At 59.9% G+C, this 13,580-nt stretch carries 14 protein-coding genes; 6 read left to right on the forward strand and 8 right to left on the reverse strand.

Annotated elements, in window-relative coordinates; genetic code table 11:
* Positions 1 to 29: 29 nt before the first annotated feature.
* The 5 genes from AC3IUF_RS05215 to AC3IUF_RS05235 all read right to left on the reverse strand — a co-directional run bounded on the left by AC3IUF_RS05215 (position 30) and on the right by AC3IUF_RS05235 (position 4,379).
* The gene (locus AC3IUF_RS05215; RefSeq protein ID WP_414916584.1) at positions 30 to 1,052 is read right to left on the reverse strand and encodes an SIS domain-containing protein; all 1,023 of its coding nucleotides are present in this window, start codon (positions 1,050 to 1,052) and stop codon (positions 30 to 32) included.
* Positions 1,033 to 2,139 (reverse strand): N-acetylglucosamine-6-phosphate deacetylase, encoded by a 1,107-nt coding sequence (gene nagA / locus AC3IUF_RS05220; RefSeq protein ID WP_489280563.1) that lies wholly within the window; start codon positions 2,137 to 2,139, stop codon positions 1,033 to 1,035. Before nagA ends, AC3IUF_RS05215 begins: the two co-directional genes overlap by 20 nt.
* Positions 2,140 to 2,179: 40 nt before the next feature.
* Positions 2,180 to 2,911 carry a GntR family transcriptional regulator gene (locus AC3IUF_RS05225; protein ID WP_093436861.1) on the reverse strand — a complete coding sequence of 244 codons (732 nt, stop codon included), beginning with the start codon at positions 2,909 to 2,911 and terminating at the stop codon, positions 2,180 to 2,182.
* 287 nt (positions 2,912 to 3,198) lie between these two features.
* Positions 3,199 to 3,714, reverse strand: a complete 516-nt coding sequence (locus AC3IUF_RS05230; RefSeq protein ID WP_007909004.1) for a L,D-transpeptidase family protein — start codon at positions 3,712 to 3,714, stop codon at positions 3,199 to 3,201.
* Between the two features lie 113 nt (positions 3,715 to 3,827).
* Positions 3,828 to 4,379, reverse strand: coding sequence for an NUDIX hydrolase (locus AC3IUF_RS05235; RefSeq protein WP_007909002.1), 552 nt, complete (start codon positions 4,377 to 4,379; stop codon positions 3,828 to 3,830).
* A gap of 147 nt (positions 4,380 to 4,526) precedes the next feature.
* On the opposite strand from AC3IUF_RS05235, the gene AC3IUF_RS05240 reads away from it, so the two are divergent.
* The 5 genes from AC3IUF_RS05240 to purT all read left to right on the forward strand — a co-directional run bounded on the left by AC3IUF_RS05240 (position 4,527) and on the right by purT (position 8,003).
* On the forward strand, positions 4,527 to 5,126 hold the full coding sequence (locus AC3IUF_RS05240) for a CoA pyrophosphatase (RefSeq protein WP_007909000.1): 600 nt from the start codon (positions 4,527 to 4,529) through the stop codon (positions 5,124 to 5,126).
* A gap of 45 nt (positions 5,127 to 5,171) precedes the next feature.
* Complete coding sequence (locus tag AC3IUF_RS05245; protein ID WP_007954617.1) at positions 5,172 to 5,696, forward strand: gamma carbonic anhydrase family protein; 525 nt, start codon at positions 5,172 to 5,174, stop codon at positions 5,694 to 5,696.
* Entirely contained in the window at positions 5,693 to 5,902 is a 210-nt protein-coding gene (locus AC3IUF_RS05250) for a DUF1289 domain-containing protein (protein ID WP_095112570.1), read from the forward strand. The genes AC3IUF_RS05245 and AC3IUF_RS05250 overlap by 4 nt, the downstream gene beginning before the upstream one ends.
* Before the next feature lie 351 nt (positions 5,903 to 6,253).
* A complete protein-coding gene (locus tag AC3IUF_RS05255) occupies positions 6,254 to 6,721 on the forward strand; it encodes a VUT family protein (protein ID WP_007908993.1) in 468 nt (155 codons plus the stop codon).
* Between the two features lie 100 nt (positions 6,722 to 6,821).
* Entirely contained in the window at positions 6,822 to 8,003 is a 1,182-nt protein-coding gene (purT, locus tag AC3IUF_RS05260) for a formate-dependent phosphoribosylglycinamide formyltransferase (protein ID WP_007908992.1), read from the forward strand.
* Between the two features lie 88 nt (positions 8,004 to 8,091).
* On the opposite strand, the gene AC3IUF_RS05265 is transcribed toward purT, so the two are convergent.
* From AC3IUF_RS05265 to AC3IUF_RS05275, 3 genes are all read right to left on the reverse strand, one after another.
* Positions 8,092 to 9,408 carry an MFS transporter gene (locus AC3IUF_RS05265; RefSeq protein WP_007908991.1) on the reverse strand — a complete coding sequence of 439 codons (1,317 nt, stop codon included), beginning with the start codon at positions 9,406 to 9,408 and terminating at the stop codon, positions 8,092 to 8,094.
* A gap of 268 nt (positions 9,409 to 9,676) precedes the next feature.
* Complete coding sequence (locus tag AC3IUF_RS05270) at positions 9,677 to 10,918, reverse strand: CNNM domain-containing protein (RefSeq protein WP_007908990.1); 1,242 nt, start codon at positions 10,916 to 10,918, stop codon at positions 9,677 to 9,679.
* A 12-nt stretch (positions 10,919 to 10,930) separates the two neighbouring features.
* Complete coding sequence (locus AC3IUF_RS05275) at positions 10,931 to 11,743, reverse strand: cytochrome C assembly family protein (RefSeq protein WP_007908989.1); 813 nt, start codon at positions 11,741 to 11,743, stop codon at positions 10,931 to 10,933.
* A gap of 210 nt (positions 11,744 to 11,953) precedes the next feature.
* On the opposite strand from AC3IUF_RS05275, the gene ffh reads away from it, so the two are divergent.
* The gene (gene ffh, locus AC3IUF_RS05280) at positions 11,954 to 13,330 is read left to right on the forward strand and encodes a signal recognition particle protein (protein WP_007908988.1); all 1,377 of its coding nucleotides are present in this window, start codon (positions 11,954 to 11,956) and stop codon (positions 13,328 to 13,330) included.
* Positions 13,331 to 13,580: the final 250 nt, after the last annotated feature.

The following is a 13,580-nucleotide window of genomic DNA, read 5'->3' on the forward strand; positions in this document are numbered from 1 at the left end:
CTTCGGCAGTTCCTACAGGCTTGCTTCAATTAGTGCGTACGGGTCACTTTGCTCAGATGGCGTGGTTGATCCGGGTCCATGCCACGGGCCACGGCCAGACCTGCGGCCATCACGTAGAAACTCTGGATCGCCAGAATCGGATCAAGGGCCGGGTGTTCGGCGCGGGTCAGGGTCAGATCGCGTTCGCTCACATCGTCCGGCGCGGCCAGCAATACGCGGGCGCCGCGTTGGCGCATCTCTGCGGCGAGGCTCAGCAGGCCGGCCTGTTCGGCGCCGCGTGGAGCGAAAACCAGCAATGGATAGTGTTCGTCGATCAGCGCCATCGGGCCGTGACGCACTTCGGCGCTGCTGAACGCTTCGGCTTGAATTGCCGAGGTTTCCTTGAATTTCAGCGCTGCCTCTTGAGCAATGGCGAAACCGGCGCCACGGCCGATGACCATCAAGCGCTCGCAATCGCGCAGGGCTTCGATAGCCACACTCCAGTCCTGTTTCGCCGCTTCGCGCAGACCTTCAGGCAGGGCGTTGCCGGCCTCCAGCAATTCGCTGTCCTCTTTCCAGTGCGCGATCAACCGGGCGCTGGCGCTGAGGGTGGCGATAAAACTCTTGGTCGCGGCGACGCTGCTTTCAGTCCCAGCGAGCAGCGGCAGGCTGAATTCACACGCCGCTTCCAGTGGCGAGTCGGCGGCGTTGACCATCGACACGCTCAACGCGCCACGCTTGCGCAACAGACGCAGGCTGTTGACCAGATCCGGGCTCTGCCCCGATTGTGAAAAGGCGAACGCGACCTGACCGCTGACCTTCAACGGCGCCTGTTGCATGGTCACCACCGACATCGGCAACGACGCCACCGGCACACCCAGTTGCTGCATGGTCAGGTAGGCGAAGTAGCTCGCCGCGTGGTCGGAGCTACCGCGCGCAACGGTCATCGCCACTTGTGGTGGCTGCCGGCGCAGGCGCCCGGCGATCTCGATCATTTGCGGGTCGAGTTGTTGCAGTTGGGCTTGCACGGCCTCGAACGAGGACAGCGCCTCCTCAAGCATTTTTGAAGTCAATGTCTTCTCCTTCGACCATGACGGCGGTCAGTGTGAGTGAGCGATCGAGCCGCACGCAGTCGGCCCAGGCACCTGGTGCAAGGCGCCCGCGTTCAGTAATGCCGAGGTAGTCGGCGGGGAATTGCGAAAGACGTTGTGAGGCTTCGGCGATCGGCAGACCAATCTTCACCAGATTGCGCAGGGCCTGATCCATGGTCAGGGTGCTGCCGGCCAAAGTGCCGTCCGGCAGGCGCACGCCGCCCAGGCATTTGGTCACGGTGTGGCTGCCGAGCTTGTATTCACCGTCGGGCATGCCGGCAGCGGCAGTCGAATCGGTCACGCAATACAGGCAGGGGATCGAGCGCAGTGCCACGCGAATGGCACCGGGATGCACATGCAGCAGATCGGGAATCAGCTCTGCGAATTTAGCGTGGGCCAATGCCGCGCCGACGATGCCCGGTTCACGGTGATGCAGCGGGCTCATGGCGTTGTAGAGGTGAGTGAAACTGGTGGCGCCGGCATCGAGGGCGGCGACACCTTCCTCGTAACTGCCGAGGGTGTGACCGATCTGCATGCGCACGCCACGGCTGCTCAGCTCACGGATCAAACCGTCATGACCGGCGATTTCCGGGGCGATGGTGATCACCCGGATCGGCGCCAGTGCCAGGTACTCTTCGACTTCGGCCATCAACGCGGTGTGGGCGAAGTTCGGTTGCGCACCGAGTTTTCCCGGGTTGATGTACGGGCCTTCGAGGTGGACGCCGAGGACGCGGGCGGCACCTTTCGGACGCTGTTCGCAGAACTCTCCGACTTCTTTTAGAACGCTGGAAATCTCGGCACTCGGCGCGGTCATGGTGGTCGCCAGCAGCGAGGTGGTGCCGAAACGCACGTGGGTTCTGGTGATGGTTTCGAAAGCGCTGGCGCCTTCCATGATGTCTTTGCCGCCGCCGCCGTGGACGTGCAGATCGATGAAACCGGGCAGCAGATACGGCAAGTCATTACTCGCCGGATCGCAAGGCACGCCTTCGATCGACACGACTTTGCCGTGTTCGTGGACCAGCCGGCCGCGAACCCAGCCGCTGGCGGTGAGGATGTTGTCTTCGGACATTTTGATTCTCGCTTTGGGCCGCTCTCAGCGGCGCAGCTCTTTATCTACGAAGCTCTGCAACAAAGTCGTAGTAGTCGTTGCGGCAATAGGTGTCGGTGACTTCGATCGGCGTGTTGTCTTCCAGATAACCGACCCGGGTCATCAGCAGCATCGCGGTGCCGGGAGCGATGCCGACCAGCGCGGCGAATTCGTCCGAGGCGTTGATCGCCTGAATGTGCTGCAAGGCGCGGACGATCGGTTTGCCGATGCCGTCGAGGTATTCGTAGAGCGAATCGCCGACCAGTTGCGGCTTGGGCATGATCGAGGCGGGCAGGGTGCTCATTTCGATCGCCATGACCGTGTCATCGGCTTTGCGCAGACGCTTCATGCGCGCAACCTTGTCGTTCGGCGACAGGCTGAGGCGGATCAATTCTTCATGAGTCGGCAGGGTGATTTCGCGTTCCAGCCATTGCGAGCTGGGCACGAAGCCCTTGAGGCGCAGCATCTCGCTGAAACCGGAGAGGCGCGATAGCGGTTGTTCGAGGCGTGGGGTGATGAACGTGCCGGAACCTTGCAGGCGACGGATCAGGCCTTGATCGAGGAGGACTTCCAATGCCTTGCGCGCAGTCACCCGGGAAATGCCCAGTTGCTCGCTGAGGTTGCGTTCCGAGGGCATCGCCTGCTCGGACTTCCACTGCCCGGCATGAATCGCTGCTTCCAGATTGCGTGCCAGTTGCAGGTACAGCGGCGTCGGCTGAGAGTCGTCCGGGCGTAAGGTATGGAGGTCGTTCATGTAGGGCATTTCCGTCGCGAGTATAGGATTGTTGTGGCTCGCTTGTGGGGCGGAAATTAATACCACTTGAATACCATGTCAACGCGATGAAACAGCGCCATGTCTAATGAATTGGCGGTATTCAGGGGGTGTGGTTTCAAGTGGTATTAGTGGTTGGCCAGGAAAAGCAAAAGATCGCAGCCTGCGGCAGCTCCTACAGTTGAGAGTGGTATCACCCTTGTAGGAGCTGCCGCAGGCTGCGATCTTTTTGATTTATTTTTTAATGCCGACCAATGGTCGTGAGGAAGTTAAGGGCGGATTTCGACCATCGTGCCGTCCGGCACCAGATTCCACACTTCGCGCATGTCGACGTTACGCATGGCGACGCAGCCGTCAGTCCAGTCGAGGGTGTGGAACAGGTCTTCCGGGGTTTCTTCCGAATCCGGCGTGCCGTGGATCATGATCATGCCGCCGGGCTCGACGCCTTCACGTCGGGCGCGGGCCGAATCGCTGATGTTCGGGTAGGAAATGTGCATCGACAGGTTGAATTTGTCGCTGGTCTTGCGCCAGTCGATCCAATAGAAACCTTCTGGCGTGCGCTTGTCACCCTCTATCAGTTTCGGGCCTTTCTTCGCGCCTTTGCCCAGCGAAATGCGATAGGTCTTCAGCGGCTTGCCGTCAGCGATCAACTGCAGTTGATGAGCCGCTTTGAGCACCAGGACTTTCTCGATGAGCGGGGTATTCGAAGGCGTCACGGTGGTCACGAAGGACGCTTGGGAGACGGTAACGAACGACAGGCAGAACAGGGCAAGCAACCAGCGCATTGAAACGATTCCCCAGGGAGTGACGCAGATAACCAACATTTTATATGTATGTGTACATGTAGGAGCTGCCGAAGGCTGCGATCTTTTTGTCGGCCATCACGCCAATGTCTTGATTAAATAATGACCGGCTGCGCCAACGGAGGAATCGATTCCGACCGAACCGGATACGCCTCGATACGCCGATCAGCGAAGAAGCATTCTAAGGTACGCCCCACCGTGCGGAAAGCCAGCTCGTCCCAGGGAATGTCGGCTTCGTCGAATAGTTGCACTTCGAGGCTCTCGGGGCCGGCGGCGAAGTCCAGATCGACCAGCTCGGCGCGGAAGAACACATGCACCTGACTGATGTGCGGCACATCGATCAATGTGTAGATGCTCAGATTGCGCACGCGGGCGCAGGCTTCCTCGGCAGTTTCGCGTACGGCGGCCTGTTCGATGGTCTCGCCGTTCTCCATGAAACCGGCGGGCAAGGTCCAGTAACCGAGGCGCGGCTCGATGGCGCGGCGGCAGAGCAACACTTTTGTACCCCAGGTCGGTACGCAACCGGCGACGATATTGGGGTTTTGATAGTGAATGGTCTGACAGCTGTCACAGACAAATCGCAGCCGCGAATCGCCTTCGGGAATGCGTTGGGTGACCGGGTTACCGCAGTGGCTGCAAAATTTCATGCTGGGCTTCCTGAATGCTGCGCCTATCTTGGCGTGCAGCGGTGTCGGTCGGCAAGTTGTCGTTTCGCGACACGACGGGTTTCGGGGGCTTGGGCGCTCGCAACGATTGGTGCATGATGCAAAGTAAGGCACAGATCGAGAACACTCATGCTGGACGAGCTACTGCATAGGGTAAGCAACCACACACCGCGCACGCTGGAGACTGACACACGTTTCCCCGAGGCCGCCGTTCTGGTGCCGATCACCCGCAGTGACCAACCGGAACTGGTACTGACCCTGCGCGCCAGCGGGCTTTCGACCCACGGTGGCGAAGTCGCCTTCCCGGGTGGTCGCCGCGATCCGGAAGACCCGGATCTGATCTTCACCGCGCTGCGTGAAGCTGAAGAGGAGATCGGTCTGCCGCCCGGCCTGGTCGAAATCATCGGCCCGCTCAGTCCGCTGATCTCCCTGCACGGCATTAAGGTCACGCCTTATGTCGGCGTCATCCCCGATTTTGTCGAGTATCTGGCCAACGATGCCGAGATTGCCGCGGTGTTCACTGTGCCGCTGGAATTCTTCCGCGAAGACCCCCGTGAACACACGCACCGCATCGACTATCAGGGCCGCAGTTGGTACGTGCCGAGTTATCGATTTGGTGAATACAAGATCTGGGGGCTGACGGCGATCATGATCGTCGAGTTGATCAATCTGCTCTATGACGCCAAGATCAGTCTGCACCAACCCCCTAAAAGCTTTATTAACACCTGAGCCATCGTTCGAATGGCCATCACCGTGGGCGCTGAGGAAGACAAGATGAAATACCGTTTGGGCGACGCCCGTGTCGAGACTCACCCACAGAGCTGGGTCGCGCCCAATGCCGTGCTGGTGGGCAAGGTCAAACTGGAAGAGGGCGCCAACGTCTGGTTCAACGCCGTGCTGCGCGGCGACAACGAACTGATCCTGATCGGCAAGAACAGCAATGTGCAGGACGGCACGGTGATGCATACCGACATGGGCTATCCGCTGACCATTGGCACCGGCGTGACCATCGGCCACAACGCCATGCTCCACGGCTGCACGGTGGGCGATTACAGCCTGATCGGCATCAACGCGGTGATTCTCAACGGCGCGAAGATCGGCAAGAACTGCATCATTGGCGCCAACTCGCTGATTGGCGAAGGCAAAGAGATTCCCGACGGTTCGCTGGTGATGGGCTCGCCGGGCAAGGTTGTGCGCGAGCTGACCGAGCCGCAAAAGAAGATGCTCGAAGCTAGCGCCGCCCACTATGTGCATAACTCGCAGCGTTATGCCCGCGATCTGGTTGAGCAGGAAGAATGAACACGCCAGAAAGACCAGTAGCCTCGCCATGCGTGAATATTTGTGCGCTGGATGAGGCTGACATCTGCACTGGCTGCCAGCGTACGGTCGAGGAGATCACCCGCTGGGGCCGCATGAGCAATGACGAGCGTCGGGTGGTGCTGGGGCTGTGTCATGAGCGGGCGAAGGCGAGTGGGCTGGTGTGGATGATCCCTTCGAAGTCGTGATCGGCTTGGGATGGCCCTCACCCTAGCCCTCCCGAAACGTCGGATCGCCCAGAGGGAGAGGGGACTGACCGAGTTGATGGTTCGAGTTACATCGACCTGAGCTACCGAGTCGAACTCAGGTTTTGAAAAGCCTCCGATCGGCTCCCTTTCCCTTCGTCTGAAGGGGGAGGGAATGACCGGGTTGATTGTTCGGTCCATACCGGCCTGCGTTCTTGAGTCGAACTCGGGATTCGATTCAACGAAGATCTGCTCCCTTTCCCCCTCGCCCCCTGGGGGAGAGGGCTGGGGTGAGGGGGTGGCTCTTGATTTGCCGGTCAAGTAATCTGTGCGCCAATCTGCCAGGTCGCCTCCATGATTTTCCTCATCGCCTACATCAGCAGCGTTGTGCTGATCAACTTCGCCTTCTCCACCGCGCCGCACCTGGACATCATCTGGTCGGCCTGGGGTGGTCTGGTCTTCATACTGCGCGACATGGTGCAAACCCGCTTCGGCCACGGCGCAGTCGTGGCGATGCTGGCGGCGTTGGTGCTCTCCTACGTCACCTCCGATCCCTCCATCGCCTTGGCCAGCGCCACGGCGTTCGCGGTGTCGGAAATCATCGACTGGCTGGTGTTCAGCATCACCAAACGCCCATTGCGCGACCGCTTGTGGATCAGTTCGGCACTGAGCATTCCTCTCGATACCTTCATCTTCTTCGGCATGATCGACCTGCTGACGCCGCCGGTGATCATCACTGCTCTGCTGTCGAAATTCGCCGGCGTTACTGCCGTCTGGCTGATCATGGCCTGGCGTGAGCGCAAACAGGCTGTCGCCGGCTGAAGCCAAACCCTCAGGTTCATGTAAAATGCCGCGCTTTCTCCCCATGGAAAGCGCGTCTGGCGCTGCTTTCCTCGATGATCCGCTTCTTTGAGGACCTGAGATGACCCGTATCGGAACTCCGTTGTCGCCAACCGCGACCCGCGTATTGCTGTGTGGCTGTGGTGAGTTGGGCAAGGAAGTGGTGATCGAGCTGCAACGCCTGGGCGTTGAAGTAATCGCCGTTGACCGCTACGCCAACGCGCCGGCCATGCAAGTTGCGCATCGCAGCCACGTGATCAACATGCTCGACGGCGCCGCCCTGCGTGCCGTGATCGAAGCCGAGAAGCCGCACTTCATCGTGCCGGAAATCGAAGCCATCGCCACCGCCACCCTGGTCGAGCTGGAAGCCGAAGGCTTCACCGTGATCCCGACCGCGCGCGCTGCGCAATTGACCATGAACCGCGAAGGCATCCGTCGTCTGGCCGCTGAAGAGCTGGATCTGCCGACCTCGCCGTACCACTTTGCCGACACCTTCGAGGACTACAGCAAAGCTGTTGAGGACCTCGGTTTCCCATGCGTCGTCAAACCGGTGATGAGCTCGTCGGGCAAAGGCCAGAGCCTGTTGCGCAGCACTGATGACGTGCAGAAAGCCTGGGATTACGCGCAAGAAGGCGGTCGCGCTGGCAAAGGTCGGGTGATCATCGAAGGTTTCATCGATTTCGATTACGAAATCACCTTGCTGACTGTGCGCCACATTGGCGGCACCACGTTCTGCGCGCCGGTCGGTCACCGTCAGGAGAAGGGCGATTATCAGGAATCCTGGCAGCCTCAGGCCATGAGCCCGATTGCTCTGGCTGAATCCGAGCGCGTTGCCAAAGCGGTGACTGAGGCGTTGGGCGGTCGTGGTCTGTTCGGCGTTGAGCTGTTCATCAAAGGTGATCAGGTGTGGTTCAGCGAAGTCTCGCCGCGTCCGCATGACACCGGTCTGGTGACATTGATTTCGCAGGATCTGTCGCAGTTCGCCCTGCACGCTCGCGCGATTCTGGGCTTGCCGGTACCGCTGATCCGTCAGTTCGGGCCATCGGCTTCGGCGGTGATTCTGGTGGAAGGGCAGTCGACGCAGACCGCATTCGCCAACCTCGGCGCGGCGTTGAGCGAGCCGGACACGGCATTGCGTCTGTTTGGTAAGCCGGAAGTGAATGGCCAGCGCCGCATGGGCGTGGCGCTGGCGCGGGATGAGTCGATCGAGGCTGCTCGTGCCAAGGCGACCCGTGCTGCTCAGGCTGTTGTTGTAGAGCTGTAAACCGGGTCGCGTCCATCGCGAGCAGGCTCACTCCTACAGTTGGAATGCGTTCCCCTGTAGGAGTGAGCCTGCTCGCGATAGCGATCTGTCAGGCAACCTGATTCAGATCGTTATTGCGCGTTTCTTTCAAACACAGCACCGCAATCAAACTCAGCACCGCCGCCGCTGACACATACCCGCCGACATAACTCAAACCACCCATCGCTACCAGCTTCTGTGCGAAGAACGGTGCCGCCGAGGCCCCGACAATGCCGCCCAGGTTATACGCCGCCGAAGCACCGGTATAACGCACGTGGGTCGGAAACAGCTCAGGCAACAGTGCGCCCATCGGTGCAAATGTCACGCCCATCAAAAACAGCTCGATGCACAGAAACAGCGCCACACCCCAGGTCGAACCCTGAGTCAGTAACGGCTCCATCAGAAATCCAGACAGAATCGCCAGCACGCCACCAATGATCAGCACCGGTTTGCGCCCGTAACGGTCGCTAGCCCAGGCTGAAAGCGGTGTCGCAGCGGCCATGAACAAAACGGCAAAGCACAGCAATCCGAGGAAGGTTTCGCGGCTATAGCCAAGTGTGGAAACCCCATAGCTAAGGGAGAACACCGTCGAGATATAGAACAGCGCATAACAGACCACCATCGCCGCCGCGCCCAGCAGTGTCGGCGCCCAGTACTGGCTGAACAACTCGACCAGCGGCACCTTCACCCGTTCCTGACGGGCGATGGCGTTGGCGAACACCGGTGTTTCATGCAGTTTCAATCGCACATAAAGACCGACCATCACCAGCGCTGCGCTGAGCAGAAACGGAATCCGCCAGCCCCAACTGCGGAACTGCTCGTCATCGAGAGTCATGGCCAGGGTTAGAAACAAGCCGTTGGCCGCGAGAAAACCAATCGAAGGGCCAAGCTGCGGAAACATACCGAACCACGCGCGTTTGCCTTTCGGCGCGTTTTCCGTGGCCAGCAGGGCGGCACCGCCCCATTCGCCACCCAATCCCAGCCCCTGCCCGAAGCGCAGCACGCACAGCAGAATCGGTGCCCACGCGCCAATCGTGGCGTAACCCGGCAGCACGCCGATCAGCGTCGTACACACGCCCATCAACAGCAAGGATGCGACCAGTGTCGACTTGCGCCCGATACGGTCGCCGAAGTGGCCGAACAGCGCGGAGCCCAGCGGTCGGGCCAGAAATGCGATGCCGAAAGTAAGAAACGCCGAGAGCATCTGCGCCGTGCCGGACGTCTGCGGAAAGAATACCGGCCCGATCACCAGCGCGGCGGCGGTGGCGTAAACGTAGAAATCGTAGAACTCGATCGCGGTGCCGATAAAACTCGCCGTCGCCACGCGGGTGGCGGAGTTGGTCGGTTGGGCAGGCGCGGTGTCGCTGAAAGCGGTACTGGTCGTCATGCGGTGATCCCTGACAGTCATGAGCTCCGTTGGAGCGAATTATTATGGTCGAGCACCCAGGGATGTGGGATGAGGCGCGGTCGCTGTTTCAGGTAGGAACAGTCGCCGGATTGCATATGAAATGGCCGAAACCTGTCGGGTGCGGGGTAAGCACGCGGTTTGGCGGGGCTTGGGTAAGCTGATTTGATTATAGGAAGGGGGCTAACGATCAAACAAGAGCAAAAGATCGCAGGGTAGGAGCTGCCGAAGGCTGTGATCTTTTGATCTTTTACCTGGCCGGCACCAAAGCAGGCACAGACGAGGTATGCCAGATCAGCACTTTGCTCACCCGGTTCTCCTCAGTCTCAAGAATCTCCAGTCGATAACGCCCGATCTTCAAACAAACCGCACTCGCCGGAATCGTTTCCAGCGCCTCAGTCACCAACCCGTTCAGCGTCTTCGGCCCATCACTCGGCAAATGCCAACCCAGACATTTGTTCAATTCGCGAATCGAAGCCGTGCCATCAATCACCATCCGCCCGTCAGTCTGCGGATGAATATGCGGGTTATCCAGGCTGTGCTCGCTCTCAAATTCGCCGACGATTTCTTCGAGAATGTCTTCCAGTGTCACGATGCCGAGCACTTCACCGTACTCATCCACCACCATGCCCAAGCGCCGTTGCTGCTTGTGGAAGTTCAGCAACTGCAGTTGCAACGGTGTGCTTTCCGGCACGAAGTACGGTTCGTAACTGGCGGCCAGCAGCGCTTCGCGGGTCAGATCAGCGTTGTTCAGCAGATGGCGGATCTGCCGGGTGTTGAGCACCGCTTCAACCTGATTGATGTCGCTGTGAAACACCGGCAGGCGGGTGCGCTTGTTGTGGCGCAGTTGTTCGATGATTTCTTCGATCGAATCGTCGAGGTTGATGCCGTCGACGTCACTGCGTGGCACCAGAATGTCGTTGACCGTGATGTTGTCCAACGCATGAATACCGGAAACCGGGTGAGCGTGAACGGGATGCTCGGGATCATCGTGACGATCAGAAGGCAGATCGTCTTCGCTCTGCTGCACCACTTGGGTTTTGCGCGCAAACGGGCGCATGAGCAATCCGCTGACGCGGCTGAACAGCCAGGCAACCGGATAAATAATCTTCAGCGGCACCGCCAACAAGGTATTGCCAAATGCCAGCACCGCATCCGGATACCGTTGGGCGACGCTGCGCGGGAAATAATCGGCGAACACCAGCAGTATTGCGCCAACACCCAGGCAGGCTGCCCATGGGCCGTTTTCTTCGCAGAGGAAAATTGCCAGCAACGTCGCAATCACCACGGCAAGTGCGCGGCACAGGGTGTTGCAGAGAATCAGGCTGTCGAGCGGGAAGCTCAGCTTCGCCAGCGGTTTATCGCTGGCGCGCGAGGCGGTGCGTTGCGCGAGCAACTGCTGTTGCGCGATTTCGACGGCAGTAAACAGCCCTGACCATAAAATCAGCAGGACAAATACCGCGAGCATCGGCCCTATGGGCAAACCGTCCATTTATGCCGCCCGTCAGATGTGCAGGATGTATTCACGAACCAGTTTGCTGCCGAAATACGCCAACATCAGCAGGCAGAAACCGGCGAGGGTCCAGCGAATCGCCTTGTGACCGCGCCAGCCGAGACGGTTGCGGCCCCACAGCAGCACGCTGAACACGATCCAGGCCAGGCACGCCAGCAGGGTCTTGTGCACCAGATGCTGGGCGAACAGGTTCTCGACGAACAGCCAGCCGGAGATCAGCGACAGCGACAGCAGCGTCCAGCCGGCCCAGAGGAAGCCGAACAGCAGGCTTTCCATGGTTTGCAGCGGCGGGAAGTTCTTGATCAGCCCGGACGGGTGCTTGTGCTTGAGCTGGTGGTCTTGCACCAGTAGCAGCAAGGCCTGGAACACCGCGATGGTGAACATGCCGTACGCAAGGATCGACAACAGAATGTGCGCGAGGATGCCCGGCTCTTCATCGATGATCTGCACCGTACCGGTCGGCGCGAATTGCGCCAGCAGTACGGTGATGGCGCCGAGCGGGAACAGCAGCACCAGCAGGTTTTCCACGGGGATCCGCGAGCAGGCGATCAGCGTCAGCGCGATGACCGCCGCGGCAATCAGGCTGGAGGCGCTGAAAAAATCCAGGCCCAGACCGATCGGGGTCAGCAAATGCGTGAGCAGGCTGGCGGCGTGGGCCACCACGGCGAAGGCGCCGAGGCTAACCAACAGGCGCTTGTTCGCCTTGGCGCCAGTGGCCAAGCGGGTGCTCTGATAAAGGGTCGCAGCGGCATATAGAAGGGCGGCGGCGAGGGTGGTCAGCAAACTGGGTGACAAGGGGAGCATAAATCCTGTTAGGCAAGCCCGAAAGGGGCTGAGTTTGGCATAGAACCGCCATCGCACGAAAGACTCAGGAAGCTGACAGCGAGGTGTCCGCCAGCCGCAGTCTTCGCTATAATCCGCGACCTGCCCACGCCGCAGGCTCGCCGAGCACATGTTGATTCCGGTCTGGGCCGCCATTATCCCGGTCTACACAGGGCCTGAAAGGATCGCGCAATGTTTGAAAACTTAACCGACCGTCTCTCGCAGACGCTGCGCCATGTCACCGGCAAGGCGAAGCTGACCGAGGACAATATCAAAGACACCCTGCGTGAAGTGCGCATGGCGTTGCTCGAAGCCGACGTCGCCCTGCCGGTGGTCAAGGACTTCGTCAATTCGGTCAAGGAGCGCGCTGTCGGCACCGAGGTGTCGCGCAGCCTGACGCCGGGCCAGGCGTTCGTGAAGATCGTCCAGGCCGAACTCGAAAGCCTGATGGGCGCGGCCAACGAAGATTTGAACCTGAGCGCTGTGCCGCCAGCCGTCATTCTGATGGCCGGTCTGCAAGGTGCGGGTAAAACCACCACCGCTGGCAAACTGGCGCGCTTCCTTAAAGAGCGCAAGAAGAAGTCGGTCATGGTCGTGTCGGCGGACGTTTACCGTCCTGCGGCTATTAAACAGCTGGAAACCCTGGCCAACGACATCGGCGTGACGTTCTTCCCGTCCGACCTGAGCCAGAAGCCGGTCGACATCGCCACCGCCGCTATTAAAGAAGCGAAACTGAAATTCATCGACGTGGTCATCGTCGATACCGCCGGTCGTCTGCACATCGACGAAGAGATGATGGGCGAGATCAAGGCGCTGCACGCCGCGATCAACCCGGTCGAAACCCTGTTCGTGGTCGACGCCATGACCGGTCAGGACGCGGCCAACACGGCCAAGGCCTTCGGTGATGCCCTGCCGCTGACCGGTGTGATCCTGACCAAGGTCGACGGCGACGCCCGTGGCGGTGCCGCACTGTCGGTGCGCGCCATCACCGGCAAGCCGATCAAGTTCATCGGTATGGGCGAGAAGAGCGAAGCGCTCGATCCGTTCCATCCTGAGCGTATCGCTTCGCGGATTCTCGGCATGGGCGACGTGCTCAGCCTGATCGAACAGGCTGAAGCGACCCTCGATAAAGACAAGGCCGACAAACTGGCCAAGAAGCTGAAGAAGGGCAAGGGCTTCGACCTCGAAGACTTCCGCGATCAGCTGCAACAGATGAAGAACATGGGCGGCCTCGGCGGGCTCATGGACAAACTGCCGAGCATCGGCGGCGTCAACCTGTCGCAAATGGGCAATGCCCAGAACGCCGCAGAGAAGCAATTCAAACAGATGGAAGCCATCATCAACTCCATGACCCCGGCCGAGCGCCGTGACCCTGAGCTGATCAGCGGTTCGCGCAAGCGCCGGATCGCCATGGGTTCCGGCACTCAGGTGCAGGACATCGGTCGCTTGATCAAGCAGCACAAGCAGATGCAGAAGATGATGAAGAAATTCTCCGCCAAGGGCGGAATGGCGAAAATGATGCGCGGCATGGGCGGAATGTTGCCCGGCGGTGGCATGCCGAAAATGTAAGGTGTCCCGTCTCACCCATTCTGCTCGCCAAAAGTGAGCGAAACGGGTGAGACAGGACACCAAGACTTCGCCGGTCGTCGCACCGGCGCAGACCCTGCAAGGACGCAGGATCAACAGCAAACCCGCACTCGGCGGGAGCTGACTGGCCGTTTTCATCGACGGCTCTATATGCAGATCTGCACGGCATGCCATAGGCGCCGGAAAAAGTCATTTGCAAAAGTCCGGATATTCCTTAGAATATGCGGCCTTT

The sequence above is a fragment of the Pseudomonas sp. KH_040 genome, from assembly GCF_057839305.1.